This window comes from Streptomyces viridosporus (genome assembly GCF_002078235.1).
GTDB lineage: Bacteria > Actinomycetota > Actinomycetes > Streptomycetales > Streptomycetaceae > Streptomyces > Streptomyces viridosporus.
Map to the genome: position 1 here is coordinate 1 of NZ_MSGP01000291.1, position 25,315 is coordinate 25,315.

General features: G+C 68.6%; 18 protein-coding genes and 1 pseudogene. 5 read left to right on the top strand and 14 right to left on the bottom strand.

Annotated features, from left to right (window positions below; translation table 11 throughout):
• Nucleotides 1-34: 34 nt before the first annotated feature.
• The gene (gdhA, locus tag B7L92_RS20745) at nucleotides 35-1,393 is read right to left on the bottom strand and encodes an NADP-specific glutamate dehydrogenase (protein ID WP_004984538.1); all 1,359 of its coding nucleotides are present in this window, start codon (nucleotides 1,391-1,393) and stop codon (nucleotides 35-37) included.
• Between the two features lie 710 nt (nucleotides 1,394-2,103).
• Here gdhA and B7L92_RS20755 point away from each other — a divergent pair.
• Both B7L92_RS20755 and B7L92_RS20760 read left to right on the top strand, forming a co-directional pair.
• Nucleotides 2,104-2,367 (top strand): nucleic acid/nucleotide deaminase domain-containing protein, encoded by a 264-nt coding sequence (locus tag B7L92_RS20755; protein ID WP_081239009.1) that lies wholly within the window; start codon nucleotides 2,104-2,106, stop codon nucleotides 2,365-2,367.
• Nucleotides 2,364-2,915, top strand: a complete 552-nt coding sequence (locus B7L92_RS20760) for an SUKH-4 family immunity protein (protein WP_081239010.1) — start codon at nucleotides 2,364-2,366, stop codon at nucleotides 2,913-2,915. The genes B7L92_RS20755 and B7L92_RS20760 overlap by 4 nt, the downstream gene beginning before the upstream one ends.
• Before the next feature lie 155 nt (nucleotides 2,916-3,070).
• Here the strand turns inward: B7L92_RS20760 and B7L92_RS20765 are convergent, their stop codons facing one another.
• Entirely contained in the window at nucleotides 3,071-4,228 is a 1,158-nt protein-coding gene (locus tag B7L92_RS20765) for an endo-1,4-beta-xylanase (RefSeq protein WP_081239011.1), read from the bottom strand.
• 217 nt (nucleotides 4,229-4,445) lie between these two features.
• On the opposite strand from B7L92_RS20765, the pseudogene B7L92_RS20770 reads away from it, so the two are divergent.
• The 3 genes and pseudogenes from B7L92_RS20770 (at nucleotide 4,446) to B7L92_RS20780 (ending at nucleotide 7,858) form a co-directional block, all read left to right on the top strand.
• A pseudogene (locus tag B7L92_RS20770) lies at nucleotides 4,446-5,266 on the top strand (SAM-dependent methyltransferase).
• Nucleotides 5,267-5,402: 136 nt separating this feature from the next.
• Nucleotides 5,403-6,383: a LysR family transcriptional regulator gene (locus B7L92_RS20775; protein WP_081239013.1), complete on the top strand. Its 981-nt coding sequence runs from the start codon at nucleotides 5,403-5,405 to the stop codon at nucleotides 6,381-6,383.
• 101 nt (nucleotides 6,384-6,484) lie between these two features.
• A complete protein-coding gene (locus tag B7L92_RS20780) occupies nucleotides 6,485-7,858 on the top strand; it encodes an alpha-lytic protease prodomain-containing protein (protein WP_107501555.1) in 1,374 nt (457 codons plus the stop codon).
• A gap of 292 nt (nucleotides 7,859-8,150) precedes the next feature.
• On the opposite strand, the gene tuf is transcribed toward B7L92_RS20780, so the two are convergent.
• From tuf to rplK, 12 genes are all read right to left on the bottom strand, one after another.
• The gene (gene tuf / locus B7L92_RS20785; RefSeq protein WP_004984544.1) at nucleotides 8,151-9,344 is read right to left on the bottom strand and encodes an elongation factor Tu; all 1,194 of its coding nucleotides are present in this window, start codon (nucleotides 9,342-9,344) and stop codon (nucleotides 8,151-8,153) included.
• Between the two features lie 168 nt (nucleotides 9,345-9,512).
• Complete coding sequence (gene fusA / locus B7L92_RS20790) at nucleotides 9,513-11,639, bottom strand: elongation factor G (RefSeq protein ID WP_081239014.1); 2,127 nt, start codon at nucleotides 11,637-11,639, stop codon at nucleotides 9,513-9,515.
• Nucleotides 11,640-11,678: 39 nt separating this feature from the next.
• Nucleotides 11,679-12,149: a 30S ribosomal protein S7 gene (rpsG, locus tag B7L92_RS20795; protein WP_003998848.1), complete on the bottom strand. Its 471-nt coding sequence runs from the start codon at nucleotides 12,147-12,149 to the stop codon at nucleotides 11,679-11,681.
• Nucleotides 12,150-12,151: 2 nt separating this feature from the next.
• Nucleotides 12,152-12,523, bottom strand: a complete 372-nt coding sequence (gene rpsL / locus B7L92_RS20800; RefSeq protein WP_003948652.1) for a 30S ribosomal protein S12 — start codon at nucleotides 12,521-12,523, stop codon at nucleotides 12,152-12,154.
• A gap of 249 nt (nucleotides 12,524-12,772) precedes the next feature.
• Entirely contained in the window at nucleotides 12,773-13,324 is a 552-nt protein-coding gene (locus tag B7L92_RS20805; protein WP_081239015.1) for a DUF1707 and DUF4190 domain-containing protein, read from the bottom strand.
• Nucleotides 13,325-13,485: 161 nt separating this feature from the next.
• On the bottom strand, nucleotides 13,486-17,385 hold the full coding sequence (locus tag B7L92_RS20810; protein ID WP_081239016.1) for a DNA-directed RNA polymerase subunit beta': 3,900 nt from the start codon (nucleotides 17,383-17,385) through the stop codon (nucleotides 13,486-13,488).
• A 97-nt stretch (nucleotides 17,386-17,482) separates the two neighbouring features.
• The gene (gene rpoB, locus B7L92_RS20815) at nucleotides 17,483-20,968 is read right to left on the bottom strand and encodes a DNA-directed RNA polymerase subunit beta (RefSeq protein ID WP_016825024.1); all 3,486 of its coding nucleotides are present in this window, start codon (nucleotides 20,966-20,968) and stop codon (nucleotides 17,483-17,485) included.
• A gap of 581 nt (nucleotides 20,969-21,549) precedes the next feature.
• A complete protein-coding gene (gene rplL, locus B7L92_RS20825) occupies nucleotides 21,550-21,939 on the bottom strand; it encodes a 50S ribosomal protein L7/L12 (protein ID WP_004984552.1) in 390 nt (129 codons plus the stop codon).
• A 115-nt stretch (nucleotides 21,940-22,054) separates the two neighbouring features.
• Nucleotides 22,055-22,585, bottom strand: a complete 531-nt coding sequence (gene rplJ / locus B7L92_RS20830; RefSeq protein WP_004984553.1) for a 50S ribosomal protein L10 — start codon at nucleotides 22,583-22,585, stop codon at nucleotides 22,055-22,057.
• Nucleotides 22,586-22,889: 304 nt separating this feature from the next.
• On the bottom strand, nucleotides 22,890-23,831 hold the full coding sequence (locus tag B7L92_RS20835) for an SCO4651 family lipoprotein (protein ID WP_081239017.1): 942 nt from the start codon (nucleotides 23,829-23,831) through the stop codon (nucleotides 22,890-22,892).
• 162 nt (nucleotides 23,832-23,993) lie between these two features.
• Nucleotides 23,994-24,719, bottom strand: a complete 726-nt coding sequence (rplA, locus tag B7L92_RS20840; RefSeq protein WP_004984555.1) for a 50S ribosomal protein L1 — start codon at nucleotides 24,717-24,719, stop codon at nucleotides 23,994-23,996.
• A gap of 83 nt (nucleotides 24,720-24,802) precedes the next feature.
• Nucleotides 24,803-25,237: a 50S ribosomal protein L11 gene (gene rplK / locus B7L92_RS20845; protein WP_004984556.1), complete on the bottom strand. Its 435-nt coding sequence runs from the start codon at nucleotides 25,235-25,237 to the stop codon at nucleotides 24,803-24,805.
• Nucleotides 25,238-25,315: the final 78 nt, after the last annotated feature.

Sequence of the window (25,315 nt, forward strand, 5' to 3'; positions counted from 1 at the left end):
GCGGGTCCCTCCCGGCCTCCCCCACCGGCTCTCGTCAGATGACGCCCTGCGCCAGCATCGCGTCCGCCACCCGCTCGAAACCGGCGATGTTCGCGCCGGTCACGTAGTCGCCGGGGGAGCCGTAGCGCTCGGCGGTCTCGGCACAGGTGGTGTGGATGTCGGTCATGATGCAGGCCAGCTCGTTCTCGACCTGGTCGGCCTTCCACGAGGTGCGCGAGGCGTTCTGCGTCATCTCCAGGGCGCTGACCGCGACCCCGCCCGCGTTGGCCGCCTTGCCGGGGCCGAAGGCGACGCCGGCCTGCTGGAGCAACTGCACGGCCTCCGGCGTCGTGGGCATGTTCGCGCCCTCGGAGACCGCCTTCACGCCGTTGCGGATGAGGAGGGCGGCGTCGGCGGCGTTCAGCTCGTTCTGGGTCGCGGACGGCAGGGCGACGTCGGCCGGGACCTCCCAGACCCGCCCGCCGGGCACGAACCGGGCGGAGGCGCCCCGGCGCTCCGCGTAGTCGCTCACCCGGCCGCGCTCGACCTCCTTGACCTGGCGCAGCAGGTCCAGGTCGATGCCCTTCTCGTCGACGACGTAGCCACTGGAGTCGGAGCAGGTCACCGGGTGGGCGCCGAGGGCCGCCAGCTTCTGGATGGTGTAGATCGCGACGTTCCCGGAGCCGGAGACGACCGCCGTCTGGCCCTCCAGGTCCTCGCCGCGCCCGCGCAGCATCGCCTCCGCGAACAGCACGTTGCCGTACCCGGTCGCCTCCGGGCGGATCAGCGAGCCGCCCCAGCCGGCGCTCTTGCCGGTCAGCACGCCGCCCTCCCAGCGGTTGGTGATCCGCCGGTACTGGCCGAACAGGTAGCCGATCTCACGGGCGCCCACGCCGATGTCACCGGCCGGGATGTCGGTGTACTCACCGATGTGCCGGTACAGCTCGGTCATGAAGGACTGGCAGAAGCGCATGACCTCCGCGTCGCTGCGCCCCTGCGGGTCGAAGTCGCTGCCGCCCTTGCCGCCGCCGATGCCGAGACCGGTCAGCGCGTTCTTGAAGATCTGCTCGAAGCCGAGGAACTTGATGATCCCGAGGTTCACGGAGGGGTGGAAGCGCAGGCCGCCCTTGTACGGGCCGAGGGCGCTGTTGAACTCGATCCGGAAGCCGCGGTTGACGTGGACCCGGCCATTGTCGTCCTGCCACGGCACCCGGAAGATGATCTGCCGCTCCGGCTCGACGAGCCGCTCCACCAGGCCGGGCTCGGCGTACTCGGGACGGGCCGTGAGCACCGGGGCGAGCGTGTCCAGCACCTCGCGCGCGGCCTGGTGGAACTCGGGCTCCGCCGGATTACGGCGCTCGATCTCGGCGCGCAACTGGTCGAGCGAGTTTTTGGGGTCGGGTCGTGTGGCCACAGGGTCCCTTTCTGGCGCGGCTGACACCGGGCAACGGTCCGGTGATGGGCGCTCGGCGCCATTGCCGCGCGCAGGACAGCGGCCGCTCGGAGTGATTGCACGAGGGACGGCCGGCTTTCCAGTGTTACCCCTGTGTAAACCGGAACGGCAAGAGGCCGCACGATGGTCCGCTATCTGAGACCTACTGTACGGAACGCGGGATGACGGGACCAGGTCCGCCCCTGACCCGCCATACCCGACCATATCCGCACATCGCCCCTTCCGCTTCCCCGACGGCGCTGCCGGGGCGCCGGGGCGCGGTCGGGCACCGATCGGGGCAGGGCGCGACGACGGGTGGAGACCCGGTACGACGACGGGCGGGTGCTCGGTACGACGGAGGGCCGGGGACGGCACCGCAGGCGGCGGCCCTGCCCCGGTGCCCCGCCGCCCGTCCGGCCCGGTTCCCGTCGGCCCGAGACGCCCTGCGGCCTATCGCCTCGTCATGGGCGTCGTCCGCCTGTCAGCCCCCGTGAGGCACTTCCATGTCAACTCCCGCCCCCAGCACGGCCCTTGCGCACTTCGGCCGGGACGACCCGCACCGGTTCGGCCGGGCCGGCGCGTACGGGGGTACGGCTGCCCGGGTCCGCACGAACGCTGCTGGAAGAGGTCCGCGTGCCGGCGCACGTGGCACCGTACTTCCGCGCGCCCGGTGAAGAGGACACCCTGACGACGTGCGCCACACCCTCGACTCCCCGTTCTCCGCCGCCTTCGAGTATCTCGACGACGCGGGCCGCGAGCAGATCGCCACCGAGGCGACCGGGCCCGGGCGCGCGCATCCGGGGGAACTCCTCTGGCGGCGGCTGGAGCGGGAGGGCGTGGCCGCGGAACGGGTGCGCCGGGTGTACCGCGAGCCGGAGCCGTGCACGACGCCGGGGCACTACTGCGCGGCGTGGGTGCACCGTGTCTTCTTCACCGCGGAGTTGAGGGCCCCGTGAGTTTCGCGGTCTCCTCGGACGAACTCCTCGACGCGTTCGGCCTGGCGGGCGTCGTGTACTTCCCGCGCCACACGGCCCCGGGCAACCGCCTCGACGTCCGCACCGCGGACTTCCTCAGCGGGGTCGGCCTCCCGGACGACGTGTACTTCACATCGAAGGCCGGCGTCGGCCAGGAGGAGTCGATCGCCCTGGCCGAGTGGTTCGGGCCCGAGAACGGAACCCTGCCCGAGGAATGCCGGGCCTGGCTGGTACTCGCCCACTTCGCCGCATCCCTCCTCGCCCTCGACCCCGAGAGCGGGAAGGTGTACGCGTTCGGTGAGGGCGAGCCCCTGGACTCGTACACACAACTCCACCGTGACGTCGAATCCCTCGTGCACGCCCTGCTTCTGTTCAAGAGGTTCGACGAGCACGAGCGGGACGACTCCGATGTCGAAGAGCAGGTCGATCGGCTGCGCGCGCGGATCGGAGCCTTCGACCCGCTCCCCTTCGAGAACGACCGGTCGCAGTGGAATCTCGTCCTCGACGAGGTCGTCGAAGGAGTCTGGTGAGACGGCCCGTCGCACCCCGGCGGAGAACACCGGACCGGCAGTGACCCCGCGCGGCCCCGCCGCGGCCGTGCCCCGTACCGGCCCGGCTCGAACCGGTACGGGGCACTCCCCCGTCGGGGAGGAGACGGGGAGCGGCCGGGCGGAACCGGCGCGCCTCACCCCCGCCGGTGCCCGCGGTCCTTCCGCGCCGCCTCCTTCAGGGTGTCCCGCAGGGCGTAGAAGGCGGGCTTGCGGGCGAAGTCCTCGGTCATGACGTTCGCGAAGCCCTCGCCCTCGAAGAACACCGGCACCCACGAGTACTTGTCGGTGAAGCCCCAGATGGTGAACGAGTTGCAGCCGTCGACGGCCAGGCACGCCTGGAGCACGCGCCGGTAGTAGTCGGCCTGCTTGCGCTCCTGCGCCTTGGTGGGCACGCCGCTCTCCGGCAGGTCCATGCGGACGTCCAGTTCGGTGACGGCCGTCTCCAGGCCGAGCGCGTCGAACCGGCGCAGGTTGTCCTCCAGGTCGCCCGGGAAGCCGTAGCGCGTGCTCAGGTGGGCCTGGACGGAGAAGCCGTGCACGGGCACGCCCTGCGCGAGCAGGTCCTGGACGAGGGCGTGGTAGGCGTCGCTCTTCGCGTTGACGCTCTCGACGTTGTAGTCGTTGAAGAACAACTTCGCCTCGGGATCGGCCTCGTGGGCCCACCGGAAGGCGTCGGCGACGATGCCCGGGCCCAGTTCGCGGATCCAGATGTTGTCCTGGGTGCGCAGCCTGCCCTGGTCGTCGAAAATTTCGTTCGCGACGTCCCACTGCTGGATCCGGCCGGCGTAGCGGCCGACGACGGTGGTGATGTGCTCGCGCAGGAGGGCGCGCAGTTCCTCCGCGGAGAAGTCGCCCTTCTCCAGCCACTCCGGGTTCTGGCTGTGCCACAGCAGGGTGTGGCCGCGCACGACCTGGCGGTTGCGCTCGGCGAACCTGACGATGGCGTCCGCCTGCCCGAAGTCGTAGCGGTCCCGCTCGGGGTGGATGAAGTCCCACTTCATCTGGTTCTCGGGGGAGACCGAGCCGAACTGGCGCGCCAGGATCCTCCGGTACTCCTTGTCGTGCGTGAACGGGTCCGGGTAGTCCTGCGAGAGGTGGTGGCCGCCGCCCGCCACGGCGGTGCCCACGAAGAAGCCCTCGGGAGCGGCCGAGCGCAGCCGGTCGGGCGCGGCGTGGGAGTGCGGCGGAGCCTTCCGGTCGGCCGGCGGGGCGGCCGTGGCCGCGCCCGTCGTGAGCGGCAGGCACAGGGCGGCGGTGGCGAGTGTCACGGTGGCGAAGCGAAGGGATCTCATGCGGGGAGTCTCACTCCATCCGTTCTCGAATGTTTCGAATTCATAGACGAAACATTAGGGATGGGGCGGACGCTAAGGTCCGACCGAGCGGCGCGTCAATACCCGTGCGGAGTTCCGCCCGCGCGAAGGGCGTCCGGCGCACCGTGCCGACCCGGGGCCGGCTGTCGTGACGAGCGCGATCACCGGTCAACTCCCGAGCGTGGCAAGGGGAATGACGATGGATCAGCAGGACGCGGGCGTGGACGCCCCCCTACGGATCGACACCGGCAGCCGCATCCCGCGCGGATGTACGACTGGTTCCTCGGCGGCAAGGACAACTACCCGGTGGACGAGGAACTGGGCCGGCAGCTCGTGTCCTTCGCGCCGGTCATCCCGGTCATGGCCCGGATGAACCGGGCCTTCGTGCACCGCGCCACCCGCTGGGCGGCCGGCCGGGGGGTGCGCCAGTTCCTCGACATCGGGACCGGCATCCCGACGGGGCCGAACCTGCACCAGGTGGCCCAGGAGGTCGCCCCCGAGGCACGGGTCGTGTACTGCGACAACGACCCGATCGTGCCGGCCCACGCGGGAGCGCTGCTCCGGGGCACCCCCGAAAGGTCCGTCGACTACGTGCAGGCGGACGCCCGCGACACCGACGCCATCCTCGAACGCGCCCGCGGGACACTGGACTTCGACCGGCCGGTCGCGCTCTCCCTGATCGCACTGCTGCACTTCATCGGTGACGAGGACGGGGCCTACGAACTGGTGGAGCGTCTCAAGAAGGAACTGGCTCCCGGCAGTTGCCTGATCATGTCCCACCTCACCCCCGACTTCCATCCGGAGGAGGCCTCGCGGAAGGTCGTCGACCTGTACCGGGCGGGCGGGCTCACCATGGACATGCGCAGCCGGGACCGGTTCGCCCGCTTCTTCGACGGCCTGGAGCCCGTGGCCCCCGGCATCGTGGCGGCCGAGGACTGGCACCCGGAACTCGGGGAGCCGGTCCCCGGCCAGGAGGGCGTCCTCAGCGGGACCTACGCGGCGGTGGTGCGCAAGGGGTGATCCTCCCCGGCCGGGCGGTCGTGGTTGCGGTCCCCCGGCCGGGCGGTCGTGGCCGCGGCCCGTCCGGTCGGCCCTCCCCTCATCAGGTCCGTACCAACCCCTTGCCCCCGCCCCCTCCACGCCGCAAGCTCCCCTCATGGAGCTGGAGTTGCGGCATCTGAGAACGATCCGGGCGATCGCGGACGCGGGCAGCCTCACCAGGGCGGCGACCGACCTGGGCCTGGCGCAGCCCGCGCTGAGCGCACAGCTCAAGCGGATCGAACGCGCCCTGGGCGGTGAGCTGTTCGAGCGCGGCCGGCACGGCGTACGGGTCACGGCGCTCGGTGAACTCGTACTGGAACGCACCCGGATCGTGCTGCCCGCGGTCACCGAACTGCAGCGGGAGGCGACGCGGTTCGCCCGCACTCCGCACGCGACCTCCGCCCTCCGGCTGGGCGGCACCCACGGCCCGCTGCTGGGCGCGCTGGTGGACCGGCTGGCGGACGCGGTGCCCGACGCGCGGGTGACGACGTGCACGTCCTGGTCCGAGCGGGAGCTGGCGGACCTGCTGACCGAGGGACGGCTGGACTTCGCGCTCGCCGGCACCTGCGGCTCCGCTCCCCCTCCCGGCGCCGGGGCACTGGTCTGGCGGGAGGTCGCGGTGGACCCGGTCTTCGTCATGGTGCCGGACGCGCATCCGCTGGCCCACCGGACGGAACTGGACCTGGCCGAACTGGCCGACGAGGAGTGGGCCTGCGTGCCCGGCGACGGCTGCTTCGGCGACTGCTTCACCGCCGCCTGCACCCGCGCCGGCTTCACCCCGCGCCGCATGTACGAGACCGACACCGCCTCCCTGGTCCATCTGGTGCAGGTGGGCCGGGCGGTCGGGACGTGCCGGGCGACCTTCCCGACCACGCCCGGGATCACCACCCTGCCGCTCACCGGCACCCCGCTGACCTGGCGGCACCTGCTGGGCTGGCACGCGACGACACAGCGCGAGGAGGCCGCCGCCACCGTGCTGGCCCAGGCCCGGCTGGCGCACGCGGGCGTGGCGGCGGGCAGCGAGAGCTACACGCTGTGGCTCTCGGCCCACCGCGCCCCGGCCCCGCACCCACCGGTGGCTCCGCACGTTCCATAACGCCGGGGAGGGGGCCGGCCGACGTCTTACGGCTGCCGGTCGGCCCTTCCTACGGTTTCGGCACCTCCCCACCGAAACCGAGGAGATCCCGCATGTCCCCCATGCTCCGACGACACACCAGGGCCAGAGCCGCGGGCGCCGCGCTCGTGGCGGCGGCCGGCCTGCTCGTGGCCGGGCTCAGCGGCTCCGCGAGCGCCGGGCCGGCCGCCGCCACGTCCCCCACCCCTGCCTCGGCCGCCGAGACGCTGCGCACCGACGCCGTCCCGCCCGCCCTGCTCAAGTCCATGGAGCGCGACCTGGGTCTGGACCGACAGCAGGCGGAGCGCCGCCTGGCGAACGAGGCGGAGGCAGGTGCCACGGCGGGCCGCCTGCGCGCCGCCCTGGGCTCCGACTTCGCGGGCGCCTGGGTGCGCGGAGCCGAGTCCGGCACGCTGACCGTGGCCACGACGGACGCCCGCGACGTGCGGACCATCGAGGCGCAGGGCGCCGAGGCCGACGTCGTCCGCCACTCCCTGGCCGACCTGGACGCCGCCAAGGCCCGCCTGGACCGGGCGGCGGCCCGCACCGGCACCACCGACGCCCCCGTCCGGTACGTCGACGTCCGCACGAACAAGGTCGTCGTGCAGGCGGTACGGACGTCCGCGGCCCGCGCCCTCGTCTCGGCCGCCGGGGTCGACGCGTCCCTCCTCCGCATCGAGAAGTCGGCCGAGCGCCCCCGCCCGTTCTACGACCTGCGCGGCGGCGAGGCCTACTACATCAACAACAGCGGCCGCTGTTCGATCGGCTTCCCCGTCACCAAGGGCACCCAGCAGGGCTACGCCACCGCCGGCCACTGCGGTCGGGCCGGGGCGAGCACCAGCGGCCACAACCGGGTCGCCCAGGGCACCTTCCAGGGCTCCACCTTCCCGGGGCGCGACATGGCCTGGGTGGCCACCGACACCAACTGGACGGCGACGCCGTACGTCAAGGGCGCGGGCGGCCAGAACGTCCAGGTGACCGGGTCGACGCAGGCTCCGGTCGGCTCCTCCGTCTGCCGTTCCGGCTCCACCACCGGCTGGCACTGCGGGGTCATCCAGCAACTGAACACCAGCGTGACCTACCCCGAGGGCACCATCACCGGCGTCACCCGCACCTCGGTGTGCGCCGAGCCCGGCGACTCGGGCGGCTCCTACATCTCCGGCAGCCAGGCCCAGGGCGTGACCTCGGGCGGCTCGGGCAACTGCAGCAGCGGCGGCACGACGTACTTCCAGCCGATCAACCCGCTGCTCCAGACCTACGGCCTCACCCTGAAGACGAACAGTGACGGCGGCGGCGAGGAGCCCCCGCCCGCCGGCGGCACCTGGTCGGCCGGCACCGTCTACCAGCCGGGCGACACGGTGACCTACGGCGGCGCCACCTACCGCTGCCTCCAGAGCCACCAGGCCCAGGCCGGCTGGGAACCGCCGAACGTCCCGGCGCTGTGGCAGCGCGTGTGAGCCACCACTGACCACCCCGACGGGGGGAACGGCCCTGCCCCGGGCACGCCACAGCGGCGCGCCCGGGGCAGGGTCTTGTGCGACGTCGGACACCGCGCCCCCGGGTCCGTCGGCCCGTCCGACCACCGGGGAACGGCCTCCGCCCGGAGTGCTCGGAGCCGTCCGGGACCGGGAGAGCGACCGGGAGAACGCGAGGCCGACAGGATCCGGACGGCGAAAGGGCCCGCACGACCGAAGTCGTGCGGGCCCCTTCAGGTGCTCGCGGTGGAGCTACCAGGTCAGATCAGCAAGCTCACTTGTTGATCTTGGTGACCTGGCCGGCGCCCACGGTCCGGCCACCCTCACGGATGGCGAACTTCAGGCCCTCCTCCATGGCGACGGGCTGGATGAGCTCCACCTTCATCTCGGTGTTGTCACCCGGCATGACCATCTCGGTGCCCTCGGGGAGGGTCACGACGCCGGTCACGTCCGTCGTACGGAAGTAGAACTGCGGGCGGTAGTTGTTGAAGAACGGGGTGTGGCGGCCACCCTCGTCCTTCGACAGGATGTAGGCCTGGGCCTCGAACTCGGTGTGCGGGGTGACCGAGCCCGGCTTGATGATGACCTGGCCGCGCTCGACGTCCTCGCGCTTGATGCCGCGGAGCAGCAGACCGACGTTCTCACCGGCCTGGCCCTCGTCGAGGAGCTTCCGGAACATCTCGATGCCGGTGACCGTGGTGGTGGTCTTCTCCGGCTTGATGCCGATGATGTCGACGGTCTCGTTGACCTTGAGGACACCACGCTCGATGCGGCCGGTGACGACCGTACCGCGACCGGTGATGGTGAAGACGTCCTCGATCGGCATCAGGAACGGCTTGTCGACGTCACGCTCGGGCGACGGGATGGACTCGTCCACGGCCTTCATCAGCTCGAGGACGGAGTTGCCCCACTCCTTGTCGCCCTCGAGGGCCTTCAGAGCCGAGACCTTGACGACCGGAACCTCGTCGCCCGGGAACTCGTACTCGGAGAGGAGCTCGCGGACCTCGAGCTCGACGAGCTCCAGGATCTCCTCGTCGTCCACCATGTCGGCCTTGTTCAGGGCGACGACGATGTACGGGACGCCGACCTGGCGGGCCAGGAGCACGTGCTCCTTGGTCTGCGGCATCGGGCCGTCCGTGGCGGCGACCACCAGGATCGCGCCGTCCATCTGGGCGGCACCGGTGATCATGTTCTTGATGTAGTCCGCGTGACCGGGGCAGTCGACGTGGGCGTAGTGACGCTGCTCGGTCTGGTACTCGACGTGCGAGATCGAGATGGTGATACCGCGCTGGCGCTCTTCGGGAGCCTTGTCGATCTGGTCGAACGCCGAGGCCTCGTTCAGGTCCGGGTACGCGTCGTGCAGCACCTTGGTAATGGCGGCCGTGAGGGTCGTCTTACCGTGGTCGATGTGACCGATGGTGCCGATGTTGACGTGCGGCTTAGTCCGCTCGAACTTCGCCTTCGCCACTGGGGTCCTCCTGTGGAGTGGTTCTGTACGCCTTACTCATCGGCGCCAGGTGATCTTTGCTGGGAAACCCGGGCCCGGGGCATTCCACCACGGTGGTGGCGGAATGCCCGTTGCAGGCTCCGGAGTCAAGCCTAAAGCGTGTGAACGGAGTCCGTTGAACGGAGTCCCTTACTCGCCCTTGGCCTTCGCGATGATCTCCTCGGCGACGTTCCGCGGAACCTCGGCGTAGGAGTCGAACTGCATCGAGTAGCTTGCGCGACCCGACGTCTTGCTGCGGAGGTCTCCGACGTAGCCGAACATCTCCGACAGCGGCACGAGGCCCTTCACGACGCGGGCACCCGCCCGCTCCTCCATGGCCTGGATCTGGCCACGGCGGGAGTTGATGTCGCCGATGACTTCACCCATGTAGTCCTCGGGCGTGGTGACCTCGACGGCCATCATCGGCTCGAGGAGCACGGGCGAAGCCTTGCGCGCGGCCTCCTTGAAGGCCTGCGAACCGGCGATCTTGAACGCGAGCTCGGAGGAGTCCACCTCGTGGTAGGCACCGTCGAGCAGCGTCACGCGGACGCCGGTCATCTCGTAGCCGGCGAGGATGCCGAACTGCATGGCCTCCTGCGCACCGGCGTCGACCGAAGGGATGTACTCCTTCGGCACGCGGCCACCGGTCACCTTGTTGACGAACTCGTACGAGGCGTCGCCGCTCTCGATCGGCTCGATCGCGATGATGACGCGGGCGAACTGGCCGGTACCACCCGTCTGCTTCTTGTGGGTGAACTCGACCTTCTCGACCGACTTGCGGATGGTCTCGCGGTACGCGACCTGCGGCTTGCCGACGTTGGCCTCGACCTTGAACTCACGGCGCATGCGGTCGACCAGCACCTCGAGGTGCAGCTCGCCCATGCCGCCGATGATGGTCTGGCCGGTCTCCTCGTCCGAGTGGACCTGGAAGGACGGGTCCTCCTCGGCCAGGCGCTGGATCGCGACGCCCAGCTTCTCCTGGTCGCCCTTCGACTTGGGCTCGATGGCGACCTGGATGACCGGCGCCGGGAAGTCCATGGACTCCAGGATGACCGGGTTCTTGTCGTCGGACAGCGTCTCACCGGTGGTGGTCTGCTTCAGGCCCATGACGGCGACGATGTCGCCGGCGCCCACCGACTCGATCTCCTCACGCTTGTTGGCGTGCATGCGGTAGATCTTGCCGATGCGCTCCTTCTTGCCCTTCACGGAGTTCAGCACCTGGGTGCCGGACTCCAGACGGCCGGAGTACACGCGGACGAAGGTGAGCTTGCCGAGGTGCGGGTCGCTCATGATCTTGAACGCGAGCGCGGCGAGGGGCTCCTCGTCCGACGGCTTGCGCTCGATGACCTTCTCCGCGTCCTTGACGTCGTGGCCCTCGATGGCCTCGACGTCCAGCGGGGAGGGCAGGTAGCGCACGACCGCGTCGAGCAGGGGCTGCACGCCCTTGTTCTTGAACGCGGTACCGCAGAACACCGGGGTGATGGTGGTGTTCTCGCTCTTGCCGGACGCGATGGTGATGCGGCGGATCGCCGCGTACAGCTGCTCCTCGGAGGGCTCGGTGCCCTCGAGGTACAGCTCCATCAGCTCCTCGTCGTTCTCCGCGACGGCCTCGAGCAGCTTGCCGCGGTACTCCTCGGCAGCCTCGGCGTGGGTGTCCGGGATGTCGACGGTGTCGTACATCTCGCCCTTGGTCGCCTCGACGGACCAGACCAGGGCCTTCATCTTCACGAGGTCGATGACGCCCCGGAAGTCGGCCTCGGCACCGATCGGCAGCTGCATGACCAGCGGCTGCGCGCCCAGACGGTCGGAGATCATGTCGACGCAGCGGTGGAACTCGGCACCGGTGCGGTCGAGCTTGTTCACGAAGCAGATGCGCGGAACGCCGTAGCGGTCCGCCTGACGCCACACCGTCTCGGACTGCGGCTCGACACCGGCGACGCCGTCGAACACCGTCACGGCACCGTCGAGTACGCGCAGCGAGCGCTCCACCTCGACGGTGAAGTCGACGTGCCCCGGGGTGTCGATGATGTTGATGGTGTGGTCGATGTTCTCGAGCGGCCAGTGACAGGTGGTCGCAGCAGAGGTGATCGTGATGCCACGCTCCTGCTCCTGCTCCATCCAGTCCATGGTCGCGGAGCCCTCGTGCGTCTCACCGATCTTGTAGGAGACGCCCGTGTAGAACAGAATCCGCTCGGTGGTGGTCGTCTTGCCCGCGTCGATGTGGGCCATGATCCCGATGTTGCGGACCCTGGCCAGGTCAAGCGAAGTGGTAGCCATAAGGCTTCAGTCTTCTCTCGGTCTCGATGGGGTCTGCGACTACCAGCGGTAGTGCGCGAAGGCCTTGTTGGACTCGGCCATCTTGTGCGTGTCCTCGCGCTTCTTCACAGCGGCACCGAGGCCGTTGCTGGCGTCGAGGAGCTCGTTGAGCAGACGCTCGGTCATGGTCTTCTCACGACGGGCACGCGAGTAACCGACCAGCCAGCGCAGCGCCAGCGTGTTGGCACGGCCGGGCTTGACCTCGACCGGAACCTGGTAGGTGGCGCCACCGACACGGCGGGACTTGACCTCGAGGGTCGGCTTGATGTTCTCGAGAGCGCGCTTGAGCGTGATGACCGGGTCGTTGCCGGTCTTCTCGCGCAGACCCTCCATGGCGCCGTAGACGATGCGCTCGGCGGTGGAGCGCTTGCCGTTCAGCAGCACCTTGTTGATCAGGGAGGTCACCAGAGGGGAGCCGTAAACCGGGTCGATGATGACCGGGCGCTTCGGGGCGGGGCCCTTACGAGGCATTCTTACTTCTCCTTCTTGGCGCCGTAACGGCTGCGAGCCTGCTTGCGGTTCTTGACACCCTGGGTGTCGAGCGAACCGCGGATGATCTTGTAGCGAACACCCGGCAGGTCCTTCACACGGCCGCCTCGCACGAGCACGATGGAGTGCTCCTGCAGGTTGTGTCCCTCACCCGGGATGTAAGCGGTGACCTCGATACCACTGGTCAGACGCACACGCGCGACCTTACGCAGGGCCGAGTTCGGCTTCTTCGGGGTGGTCGTGAACACACGCGTGCAGACGCCGCGGCGCTGAGGAGAGCCCTCGAGTGCGGGCGTCTTGTTCTTTTCGACCTTGTCCTGCCGGCCCTTGCGGACCAGCTGCTGGATCGTAGGCACTACTTCTCCGGTTTCTGTGTGCCGATGGGTACAGCTAACCTGGAACGTCACCGACCCACGCGGTCGGGTGTGTCGAATCACGCGGACTCCCGCCGCAAGGCAGAAAGAAGCGCAGATTGCGGTGGCCGTTCTCAGCCCTCAGTGCGGTGTAAAAGGCACGCACGAAGGCCAGGGCACACCCCAGGCACAAGGTCTGAGCGTACCTATCGCATTCGCTGCGGTCAAAACAAATGGGGCGCGTACCGGCCGTCAACCGTACGCGAGCGCCAGGAGGAAGGACAGAGCCAGCAGAGTCGCCCATCCGGCGACCGACAGCCAGCCGAGCACCAGTCCGACCATCGCCAGTGCGTCCCCGTCCTCGCCGGTGCGCGCGATCTCGGCACGCGCCGCGTGGCCCAGGACGACCGCCGGGATGCCGGTGAGGCCGGCGGTGACCAGGCAGAGCCCGCCGCAGACGGCGGCACCCACCGCCTTCCCGTTCGTCCGCGGCCGGGGCGCCGCCAGGAACACCGGCGGTACGGCCGTCACGGGCCCGGGATGCGGCGCGGGCCCCTGGGGCAGGTCCGCCACCAGCAGCGTCAGCTCCCCCACCGTGCGCGCCGCGTACGCCCGTGCGACCCGCCGGTCGAACTCGGGCCGCTCCAGCCGTCCCTCGCCGTACCCGGCTCTGAGGACGTCCACGGCCCGTTCCCGGTCGGCGTGCGAGGCCAGCATCGAGGGGGCGGCCTGCCCGCTCCACGGCTGAGGTACACCGTGTCCCTGCTGCCAGGGCTGCCACTGCGGATACGGCGAATGCGACACCGAACACCACCTCCCCCGTCACGCCGGGTCCCTCCATGATGCGCCGGAGCGGACGTTCCGGCACCGCTACAGACGAGAACGGCCCTCGTGCCGGTTCCCGGGGAACGCCGAGGGGCGGTCACCCCGTACGGGGTGACCGCCCCTCGGATCAAGCGGCTCGCTTACTGGTTGTACGGACCGTAGTCGTAGTCCTCCAGCGGAACGGCCTGGCCGGAGCCCGTGCCGAACGGCGAGTAGTCGATGTCGTCGTAGCCGACGGCCGAGTACATCGCGGCCTTGGCCTCCTCGGTCGGCTCGACCCGGATGTTGCGGTAGCGGGACAGACCCGTACCGGCCGGGATGAGCTTACCGATGATGACGTTCTCCTTGAGGCCGATCAGGGAGTCGGACTTGGCGTTGATCGCCGCGTCCGTGAGGACCCTGGTCGTCTCCTGGAAGGACGCCGCCGACAGCCAGGACTCGGTCGCCAGCGAGGCCTTGGTGATACCCATGAGCTGCGGACGACCGGAGGCCGGGTGACCGCCCTCCTGGACCACACGACGGTTCTCGGTCTCGAACTTCGAGCGCTCGACCAGCTCACCGGGCAGCAGCTCGGCGTCGCCGGACTCGATGATCGTCACACGGCGGAGCATCTGCCGGATGATGATCTCGATGTGCTTGTCGTGGATCGACACACCCTGCGAGTTGTACACCTTCTGGACCTCGCCGACCAGGTGGACCTGGACGGCGCGCTGGCCCAGGATGCGCAGCACGTCGTGCGGGTTGGTGGCACCCACGGTGAGCTTCTGGCCCACCTCGACGTGCTCGCCCTCGCTGACCAGGAGCCGGGCGCGCTTCGAGATCGGGTAGGCCGTCTCGTCGCTGCCGTCGTCCGGGGTGATGACGATCTTCTTGGTCTTCTCGGTCTCCTCGATGCGCACGCGGCCGGAGGCCTCGGAGATCGGGGCGACACCCTTCGGGGTACGGGCCTCGAAGAGCTCGACGACACGCGGCAGACCCTGGGTGATGTCGTCACCGGCCACACCACCGGTGTGGAAGGTACGCATCGTCAGCTGGGTGCCGGGCTCACCGATGGACTGGGCGGCGATGATGCCGACCGCCTCACCGATGTCGACCAGCTTGCCGGTGGCCAGCGAGCGGCCGTAGCACATCGCGCAGGTGCCGACGGCGGACTCGCAGGTCAGGACCGAGCGGGTCTTGACCTCCTCGACGCCGCGGGACACGAGCTCCTCGATGAGCACGTCGCCCAGGTCGGTGCCGGCCGGGGCCAGCACCTGGCCGTCGACCACGATGTCCTCGGCGAGGCAGCGCGCGTACACGGACGTCTCGACGTCGTTCGCCTTGCGCAGCACGCCGTCGGCGCCACGACCGGCGATCTTGAGACGCAGACCGCGGTCGGTGCCGCAGTCCTCCTCGCGGATGATGACGTCCTGGGAGACGTCGACCAGACGACGGGTGAGGTAACCCGAGTCGGCGGTCCGCAGGGCGGTGTCCGCCAGACCCTTACGGGCACCGTGCGTGGAGATGAAGTACTCCAGCACGGACAGACCCTCACGGAACGAGGCCTTGATGGGCCGCGGGATCGTCTCGTTCTTCGCGTTCGACACCAGACCGCGCATACCGGCAATCTGACGCATCTGCATCATGTTGCCTCGTGCACCCGAGTTCACCATCATGAAGATCGGGTTGGTCTTCGGGAAGTTGTCGTTCATCGCCTCGGCGACCTCGTTGGTCGCCTTGGTCCAGATCGCGATGAGCTCCTGCGTGCGCTCGTCCTTGGTGATCAGACCGCGCTCGTACTGCTTCTGGACCTTCTCGTCCTGCGCCTCGTAGCCGTGGACGATCTCCTTCTTCGCCTCGGGGACGACGACGTCGGAGATGGCGACGGTGACGCCGGAACGGGTGGCCCAGTAGAAGCCGGCCGCCTTCAGGTTGTCGAGCGTCGCCGCCACGATGACCTTCGGGTAGCGCTCGGCGAGGTCGTTGACGATCTCGGAGAGCTGCTTCTTGCCGACCTCGTAGTCGACGAACGGGTAGTCCTCGGGCAGCAGCTCGTTGAAGAGCGCGCGGCCCAGGGTGGTGTTCAGCCGGAAGCTGTCACCCTGCTGCCACTCGGGCTCGCCCTCCTCGCGCGCCGGCGGGGTCCAGCCGCGCGGCGGGATGGTGCCGACCGGGAAGCGGACGTCGATCCTCGACTGGAGCGACAGCTCGCCCGCGTCGAAGGCCATGATCGCCTCGGCGACCGAGGCGAAGGAACGGCCCTCGCCCTTGAGGTCGCGCATCTCGCCGTCGGTGGTGAGGAAGAACAGACCGAGGACCATGTCCTGGGTCGGCATCGTCACCGGACGGCCGTCGGCCGGCTTGAGGATGTTGTTCGAGGACAGCATCAGGATGCGGGCCTCGGCCTGCGCCTCCGCGGACAGCGGCAGGTGCACGGCCATCTGGTCACCGTCGAAGTCCGCGTTGAACGCGGTGCAGACGAGCGGGTGGATCTGGATGGCCTTGCCCTCGACCAGCTGCGGCTCGAAGGCCTGGATGCCGAGGCGGTGCAGCGTGGGCGCACGGTTCAGCAGGACCGGGTGCTCCGCGATGACCTCTTCCAGCACGTCGTACACGACCGTGCGGCCGCGCTCGACCATGCGCTTGGCCGACTTGATGTTCTGCGCGTGGTTCAGGTCGACCAGGCGCTTCATCACGAACGGCTTGAACAGCTCCAGCGCCATCGCCTTCGGCAGACCGCACTGGTGCAGCTTCAGCTGCGGACCGACGACGATCACGGAACGCGCGGAGTAGTCCACGCGCTTGCCGAGCAGGTTCTGGCGGAAGCGGCCCTGCTTGCCCTTGAGCATGTCGGACAGCGACTTCAGCGGACGGTTGCCGGGGCCCGTCACCGGGCGGCCACGACGGCCGTTGTCGAAGAGCGCGTCGACGGCCTCCTGGAGCATGCGCTTCTCGTTGTTCACGATGATCTCGGGCGCGCCGAGGTCGAGAAGCCGCTTCAGGCGGTTGTTGCGGTTGATCACGCGGCGGTACAGGTCGTTCAGGTCGGAGGTCGCGAAGCGGCCACCGTCCAGCTGCACCATCGGACGCAGGTCCGGCGGGATGACCGGCACGCAGTCGAGCACCATGCCCTTGGGGCTGTTGGACGTCTGCAGGAAGGCGGAGACGACCTTCAGGCGCTTGAGCGCACGGGTCTTCTTCTGGCCCTTGCCGGTACGGATGATCTCGCGGAGCTTCTCGGCCTCCTCCTCGAGGTCGAAGGACTCCAGGCGCTTCTGCAGCGCCGCGGCACCCATCGAGCCGTCGAAGTACGTGCCGAAGCGGTCACGCAGCTCGCGGTAGAGCAGCTCGTCGCCCTCGAGGTCCTGGACCTTGAGGTTCTTGAACCGGTTCCACACCTCGTCGAGGCGGTCGATCTCGCGCTGCGCGCGGTCGCGCAGCTGCTTCATCTCGCGCTCGGCGCCCTCGCGCACCTTGCGGCGCACGTCGGCCTTGGCGCCCTCGGCCTCGAGCTCGGCCAGGTCGGTCTCGAGCTTCTTGGCGCGGGCCTCGAGGTCGGCGTCGCGGCGGTTCTCGATCTGCTGGCGCTCGACGGAGACGTGGGCCTCCAGCGAGGGCAGGTCGCGGGTGCGGCGCTCCTCGTCGACGTACGTGATCATGTACGCCGCGAAGTAGATGACCTTCTCCAGGTCCTTCGGGGCGAGGTCGAGCAGGTAACCGAGGCGCGACGGGACGCCCTTGAAGTACCAGATGTGCGTGACGGGCGCGGCGAGCTCGATGTGGCCCATCCGCTCACGGCGCACCTTGGCGCGCGTGACCTCGACGCCACAGCGCTCGCAGATGATGCCCTTGAAGCGGACGCGCTTGTACTTGCCGCAGTAGCACTCCCAGTCCCGGGTCGGACCGAAGATCTTCTCGCAGAAGAGTCCGTCCTTCTCGGGCTTGAGGGTGCGGTAGTTGATGGTCTCGGGCTTCTTGACCTCACCGTGGCTCCACTGACGGATGTCGTCAGCGGTGGCCAGGCCGATCCGGAGCTCGTCGAAGAAGTTGACGTCGAGCACTATGCGTCAATCCCTCTCAGGGTCGTGAGTCTTGGGGTCTGAAACGGGGGTCCTGGGGCCGGCGGGCCTTGAGCGATCAAGGCCCGCCGCACTCCCGTCAGACCTCTTCGACGCTGCTCGGCTCGCGCCGGGACAGGTCGATGCCGAGCTCCTCCGCAGCGCGGAAGACGTCCTCGTCGGTGTCACGCATCTCGATGGACATACCGTCGCTGGACAGCACCTCCACGTTCAGGCACAGGGACTGCATCTCCTTGATGAGCACCTTGAAGGACTCGGGGATGCCGGGCTCGGGGATGTTCTCGCCCTTGACGATGGCCTCGTAGACCTTCACGCGGCCGGTGACGTCGTCGGACTTGATGGTCAGCAGCTCCTGGAGCGCGTAGGCGGCGCCGTACGCCTCGAGTGCCCACACCTCCATCTCGCCGAACCGCTGGCCACCGAACTGAGCCTTACCACCCAGCGGCTGCTGGGTGATCATGGAGTACGGGCCGGTCGAGCGGGCGTGCAGCTTGTCGTCGACCAGGTGGTGCAGCTTCAGGATGTACATGTAGCCGACCGAGATCGGGTCCGGGAACGGCTCACCCGAACGGCCGTCGAACAGCCGCGCCTTGCCGGACGGGAGGACCATGCGGTCGCCGTCGCGGTTCGGGATGGTGTGCTCCAGCAGACCGGTGAGCTCGTCCTCACGGGCACCGTCGAAGACGGGGGTGGCCACGTTGGTGCGCGGCTCGACCCGGTCGGCGCTGATGTCCTGGAGGCGCTGGGCCCACTCGTCCGCGAGGCCGGAGACGTCCCAGCCCTGGCTGGCGAGCCAGCCGAGGTGGATCTCCAGGACCTGTCCCGGGTTCATTCGGGACGGCACACCCAGCGGGTTGAGGATGATGTCGACCGGGGTCCCGTCCTCGAGGAACGGCATGTCCTCGATGGGCAGGATCTTGGAGATGACACCCTTGTTGCCGTGCCGGCCGGCGAGCTTGTCACCGTCGGTGATCTTGCGCTTCTGCGCGACGTAGACGCGCACCAGCTGGTTCACACCGGGGGGAAGCTCGTCGCCCTCCTCGCGGTCGAAGACGCGGACGCCGATGACCTTGCCGGTCTCGCCGTGCGGCACCTTCAGCGAGGTGTCACGGACCTCACGGGCCTTCTCACCGAAGATCGCGCGCAGCAGGCGCTCCTCGGGCGTCAGCTCGGTCTCACCCTTCGGGGTGACCTTGCCGACGAGGATGTCACCGGCGATGACCTCGGCACCGATGCGGATGATGCCGCGCTCGTCGAGGTCGGCGAGGACCTCCTCGGAGACGTTCGGGATGTCCCGGGTGATCTCCTCGGGGCCGAGCTTGGTGTCACGGGCGTCGACCTCGTGCTCCTCGATGTGGATCGAGGAGAGGACGTCGTCCTGCACGAGGCGCTGCGACAGGATGATCGCGTCCTCGTAGTTGTGACCCTCCCACGGCATGAACGCGACCAGCAGGTTCTTGCCGAGCGCCATCTCGCCGTTCTCGGTGGCCGGACCGTCGGCCAGGACCTGGCCCTCGATGATCCGGTCGCCCTCGTTGACGATGACCTTCTGGTTGACCGAGGTGCCCTGGTTGGAACGGGCGAACTTGTGCAGGCGGTACGTGATGTACGTGCCGTCGTCGTTGGCGGTGGTGATGTAGTCCGCGGAGACCTCCTGGACCACACCGGCCTTCTCGGCCTTGACGACGTCGCCGGCGTCGACGGCGGAGCGGTACTCCATGCCGGTGCCGACGAGCGGTGCCTCGGACTTAATCAGCGGCACGGCCTGGCGCATCATGTTCGCGCCCATGAGGGCACGGTTGGCGTCGTCGTGCTCGAGGAAGGGGATCATGGCGGTCGCGACCGACACCATCTGGCGCGGCGAGACGTCCATGTAGTCCACGTCCTCGGGGCCGACGTAGTCGACCTCGCCGCCCTTGCGGCGGACCAGCACGCGGGCCTCGGCGAAGCGGAGGTCGTCCGTCAGCGGCGCGTTGGCCTGCGCGATGACGAAGCGGTCCTCCTCGTCGGCGGTCAGGTAGTCGACGGTGTCGGTGACCTGGCCGTCGTTGACCTTGCGGTACGGGGTCTCGACGAAACCGAACGCGTTGACCCGGCCGTAGGTGGCGAGCGAGCCGATCAGACCGATGTTCGGGCCTTCCGGCGTCTCGATCGGGCACATGCGGCCGTAGTGCGAGGGGTGCACGTCACGGACCTCGAAGCCGGCCCGCTCACGGGAGAGACCACCCGGGCCGAGCGCGGACAGACGACGCTTGTGCGTCAGCCCGGACAGCGGGTTGTTCTGGTCCATGAACTGGGACAGCTGGCTGGTGCCGAAGAACTCCTTGATGGAGGCGACGACCGGCCGGATGTTGATCAGGGTCTGCGGCGTGATCGCCTCGACGTCCTGCGTGGTCATGCGCTCGCGCACGACGCGCTCCATCCGCGCCAGACCCGTGCGGACCTGGTTCTGGATGAGCTCGCCGACGCTGCGCAGACGGCGGTTGCCGAAGTGGTCGATGTCGTCGGTCTCGACGACGATCGTCTGACCGCTGTCGCCGACCGTCTCGATCTCGCCCGCGTGCAGCTTCACCAGGTACTTGATCGTCGAGATGACGTCCTCGACGGTCAGGACACCCGCGTCCAGCGGAGCGTCCGCGCCCAGCTTCTTGTTGACCTTGTAGCGGCCGACCTTGGCCAGGTCGTAGCGCTTGGGGTTGAAGTAGAGGTTCTCGAGCAGCGTCTGCGCGGCCTCACGCGTGGGGGGCTCGCCCGGGCGCAGCTTGCGGTAGATGTCGAGCAGCGCGTCGTCCTGGCCCTGGGTGTGGTCCTTCTCCAGGGTGGCGCGCATGGACTCGTACTCGCCGAACTCCTCGAGGATCTGCTCGGTGGTCCAGCCGAGCGCCTTCAGGAGGACGGTGACGGACTGCTTGCGCTTGCGGTCGATGCGGACGCCGACCATGTCGCGCTTGTCGATCTCCATCTCCAGCCAGGCACCCCGGGACGGGATGATCTTGGCGGAGAAGATGTCCTTGTCGGACGTCTTGTCGATGCTGGAGTCGAAGTAGACACCCGGCGAACGGACCAGCTGCGACACCACGACACGCTCGGTGCCGTTGATGACGAAGGTGCCCTTGTTCGTCATGAGCGGGAAGTCGCCCATGAAGACGGTCTGGGACTTGATCTCGCCGGTCTCGTTGTTGGTGAACTCGGCGGTGACGAAGAGCGGGGCGGCGTACGTGAAGTCGCGCTCCTTGCACTCGTCGATGGAGTTCTTCGGCGGCTCGAAGCGGTGGTCACGGAAGGTCAGCGACATCGACCCGGAGAAGTCCTCGATCGGGGAGATCTCCTCGAAGATCTCCTCCAGACCGGACTTGGTGGGGACGTCCTGACCGTTCTCCAGAGCCTCCTCGACGCGAGCCTTCCACGCGTCGTTGCCGAGCAGCCAGTCGAAGCTCTCGGTTTGCAGCGCGAGAAGGTTCGGAACCTCGAGGGGCTCCTTGATCTTTGCAAAGGAGATGCGCAGCGGGGCGGTGCTGGCGCCGTTGTTCGTATTCGCGGTCGAGGCGTTGCGCGAGGCGGCCAAGAGGGGGTCCTTCCGAGGGCTCGGACTCACTACGCGCGTACCGGCCCCCCACCGTGCACAGAGACAGACATCCCAGGTCGGAGATGATCTGGTCGTCGGTGCTCGAGCGAGGGCATGCCCCTGGTGACGGGCAGGGGACAGCTAACAGGCAGCGCAAAGGGTCAGTGTAGCCACTTGGCACACTGATGTCCAGTGCGGTTGTACGAGACCGGTGTAGGCCCTCGTTGCTCTCAACTCCTGCGACAAGGCGCTGCCCTCAACGCACGGTGATACTGCCCTCTTTGCCGTCGATCCATGCCTCGGATTCGGATCCTTGTGACGACGCGTCCCGAGAATCGCGCGCCGCGTGCGGTTCGTCAAGGCCCCCCTTGCTCGGACCGCCCGCCACCGGGCGAATCCTCACGGCCCGTGGAGGCACAACGAAGATCACCATACCCCCCGCCGTCCCGGGCGCAAGGCAGCCGCCGCCGGGCCCCCGGATACACCGAGGAGCGACCACCCGGATGGATGATCGCTCCTCGGCGCTTACGCGTTACACGCCCGGAGGGGTCGTGTGAGGATCCTGACGGACCCGGAAGGTCTTACTTGACCTCGACGGAGGCGCCGGCGCCCTCGAGGGCCTCCTTGGCCTTGTCCGCGGCCTCCTTGTTGACCTTCTCGAGAACCGGCTTCGGGGCGCCGTCGACCAGGTCCTTGGCCTCCTTGAGGCCCAGGGAGGTGAGCTCGCGCACGACCTTGATGACCTGGATCTTCTTGTCGCCGGCGCCGGCGAGGATGACGTCGAACTCGTCCTTCTCCGGCTCGGCCTCGGCGGCGGCGCCACCGGCGGCACCACCGGCGACGACGACCGGGGCGGCCGCGGCGGCGGTGACGTCGAACTTCTCCTCGAAGGCCTTCACGAACTCGGAGAGCTCGATGAGGGTCATCTCCTCGAACTGGGCCAGCAGCTCGTCCTGGGTGAGCTTCGCCATGATGGCGGTCCTTCCACTAAATCGGCAGGTGCCGGATGTACTGGGTGAGGCGGGCGTACGTCGGGCCCGCTGCGACCCTTGCCGCTAGGCGGCCGGGGTCAGGAAGCGAGCCGAATTACTCGGCACCGCCCTGCTCGTCCTGCTTGGCGCGCAGCGCGTCCACGGTGCGGACGAGCTTCGACGGCAGCGCCTGGAAGACGGAGGCAGCCTGGGACTGCTTCCCCTTGAAGGCACCGGCCAGCTTGGACAGCAGAACCTCGCGGGACTCGAGGTCCGCGAGCTTCTTGATCTCGTCGGCGGAGAGCGCCTTGCCGTCAAGGACACCGCCCTTGATGACGAGATTCGGGTTCTCCTTGGCGAAGTCACGAAGACCCTTCGCCGACTCCACCGGGTCACCGGTGACGAAGGCGACCGCCGTCGGACCAGCGAAGAGCTGGTCGTCCAGCGTGATCCCGGCCTCGTTGGCCGCAATCTTGGTCAGCGTGTTCTTCACCACGGCGTACTGGGCGTTCTCACCGAGCGAACGACGCAGCGTCTTGAGCTGCGCCACGGTGAGACCGCGGTACTCGGTCAGCACGGCGGCGTTGGAGCTGCGGAACTTGTCCGTCAGCTCGGCAACCGCGGCAGCCTTGTCGGGCCTCGCCATAGAGCCTCGGCCTCCTTCCGGGTGATTCGGACCGCGCGGACCCGAAGGAGGACTGGGGAAAACGAAACGCCCCGGGCGCAGGCGCACGGGGCGAGGCTCGACCGGTTTTCCGCACGCGCTCGGCGGCGAATTCCGGGAGCTCTTCCACAGTCACCTGCGCGGGTCGTCCGCAGTTCAGCGGATCCTTCGGCCACCGCACCCTCTTGCGAGCGCACGGCAACGACCAGCGGTCTTTGGCTTCCGTGGAAGAGTACGGGAACGGATCGGCGTCAGGCAAATCGGCCGAGCGGGCGCCCCGGGAGCGTCAGGAGTCGAGACCGGCCTCGGGGTCCTCCTCCAGCCCCTCCAGCTCCTGCATCATCTCCATGAGGTCGAAGGTGTCCTTCGCCGGCGGCGCCTGGACCTCGGCCTCGGCGCCGTAGTCGGAGTAGTGGGCCGTCATGTTCATCGTGCCCTGGGCCATCTTCATCCCGACGACCATCTTGACCGGGTAGTTGTCCTCGTTGACCCAGACCTGGGTGTCGTAGCCCTTCAGGCCCGTCTTCTCGACGTTGGCGATCAGGTCCTCGCGCTGCTCGGCGGAGAGCATGTCGAAGGACTTGTTGGCGTCGACCATCTCCTCGAAGCTCAACGTGCCCTTGTAGTGCTGCGCCTGGACGCCGTCGACCTTCTCCGGGCCGACGTGCTTCAGGTTCGGCGACTCCAGCAGCATGGCGAGCTGCTTCGACGGGTCCTGGTTCATGTTCTCCAGGCCGCTGGTCATCTGCTGCTGCACTTCCGCGTCGCCGGACGCCTCGGCGATGGCGGCGAAGTCCATCTTCATCCAGCGCTTGCCGTCCATCTCGGCGGCCTGCTTCTCCCCCATGTCCATGTACATGACGTTGTCCAGCATGATCATGCGGACCTCGTCGGGGGCGTCGGGGCCGCCCTCCGCGAGCGCGGAGCCCGTCATGGTCACGTCCATGACGGCGGGGTCCCAGCCCTGGACCCCGGAGAGCTCCATGGTGCCGCCGCCCCCCGCGCCGGCCGGCATCGACATGGTCATCCGGACCTTGGAGGACTTGGCCTCCGAGGTCTTCTTGAAGGCGGCCTGGAGGACCTTGGTCATCTCGTTCTGGGTCTGGGACTCCGTCGCGCCGGCGGCCTTCTTCCCGCCCCCGTCACCGTCCTGACAGCCCGCGACACCCACGACGACGGCCACGGCCGTCAGAGAGACACCCGCGCGCTTCCATGCGGCCATGCCCATGAATCCCACCCCTGGTTGTTCCGCTGTTGCTTCACCTGTGAATCAAGTGAACCGTAACGCACCTCACTGACACGGGCGTACGAAAAAACCCGTCCCCGCGCCTTCGGGAGGCGCGGGGACGGGTTCACTGCGTCACGGGCCGGTCGGACCGGCCCGGCCGGCTCAGACCGCGGCCGGGTCCTCCTCGACGAGGAGGTTGCGGGTGCGGTTCGGGTCGAGCGGGATGCCGGGGCCCATCGTGGTGGTGATGGCGGCCTTCTTGATGTAGCGGCCCTTGGCGGCGGACGGCTTCAGACGGAGGATCTCCTCCAGCGCGGCGCCGTAGTTCTCCACCAGCTTGGTGTCGTCGAACGACGTCTTGCCGATGATGAAGTGCAGGTTCGAGTGCTTGTCGACGCGGAACTCGATCTTGCCGCCCTTGATGTCGTTGACGGCCTTGGCGACGTCCGGGGTCACGGTGCCGGTCTTGGGGTTCGGCATCAGACCACGGGGACCGAGCACGCGGCCGAGGCGGCCGACCTTGCCCATGAGGTCGGGGGTGGCGACGACGGCGTCGAAGTCCAGACGGCCCTTCGACACCTCGTCGATCAGCTCGTCGGCGCCGACGATGTCGGCGCCCGCGGCACGCGCGGCCTCGGCACGGTCACCGGTCGCGAAGACCAGGACCCGGGCGGTCTTGCCGGTGCCGTGCGGGAGGTTCACGGTGCCACGGACCATCTGGTCGGCCTTGCGCGGGTCGACACCCAGGCGGAAGGCGACCTCGACGGTGCCGTCGAACTTGGTCGTGGAGGTCTCCTTGGCCAGACGGACGGCCTCGAGCGGGGCGTACAGCTTCTCCCGGTCGATCTTGGCGTCCGCAGCGCGGAGAGACTTGCTGCGCTTGCTCACTAAAAGCTCCTGTGGATTGTCGAGGAGTCGTGGTCCGGGCCGAGCAGGCCCTTCCACACTTCTGCTTGGCTTGCGGGTGGAGGTCAGCCCTCGACCGTGACGCCCATGGAACGGGCGGTGCCGGCGATGATCTTCTCGGCGGCGTCCAGGTCGTTGGCGTTGAGGTCGGGCAGCTTGGTGGTGGCGATCTCGCGGACCTGGTCGCGGGTGATCTTCGCGACCTTGGTCTTGTGCGGCTCGCCGGAGCCCTTCTCCACGCCCGCGGCCTTGAGGATCATCTTGGCGGCCGGGGGGGTCTTGGTGATGAAGGTGAAGGAACGGTCCTCGTAGACCGTGATCTCCACCGGGATGACCCAACCGCGCTGCGACTCGGTCGCGGCGTTGTAGGCCTTGCAGAACTCCATGATGTTGACGCCGTGCTGGCCCAGCGCGGGGCCGACCGGCGGAGCCGGGTTGGCGGCACCGGCCTGGATCTGGAGCTTGATGAGCCCCGTGACCTTCTTCTTCTTGGGAGGCATGGCTCTCCGGGTCCTTTCGATTCGGGTCCTGCCCGCGTCATGGGGACAACCCGGACGCAGGCATACCGCACAACGATA

Coding starts and splice junctions, on each gene's coding strand:
- fusA (WP_081239014.1), bottom strand. CDS start 11,639: ATGGCTACCACTTCGCTTGACCTGGCCAGGGTCCGCAACATCGGGATC.
- B7L92_RS20780 (WP_107501555.1), top strand. CDS start 6,485: ATGCTCCGACGACACACCAGGGCCAGAGCCGCGGGCGCCGCGCTCGTG.
- B7L92_RS20775 (WP_081239013.1), top strand. CDS start 5,403: ATGGAGCTGGAGTTGCGGCATCTGAGAACGATCCGGGCGATCGCGGAC.
- rpsG (WP_003998848.1), bottom strand. CDS start 12,149: ATGCCTCGTAAGGGCCCCGCCCCGAAGCGCCCGGTCATCATCGACCCG.
- rplJ (WP_004984553.1), bottom strand. CDS start 22,585: ATGGCGAGGCCCGACAAGGCTGCCGCGGTTGCCGAGCTGACGGACAAG.
- B7L92_RS20765 (WP_081239011.1), bottom strand. CDS start 4,228: ATGAGATCCCTTCGCTTCGCCACCGTGACACTCGCCACCGCCGCCCTG.
- B7L92_RS20835 (WP_081239017.1), bottom strand. CDS start 23,831: ATGGGCATGGCCGCATGGAAGCGCGCGGGTGTCTCTCTGACGGCCGTG.
- rplK (WP_004984556.1), bottom strand. CDS start 25,237: ATGCCTCCCAAGAAGAAGAAGGTCACGGGGCTCATCAAGCTCCAGATC.
- rplL (WP_004984552.1), bottom strand. CDS start 21,939: ATGGCGAAGCTCACCCAGGACGAGCTGCTGGCCCAGTTCGAGGAGATG.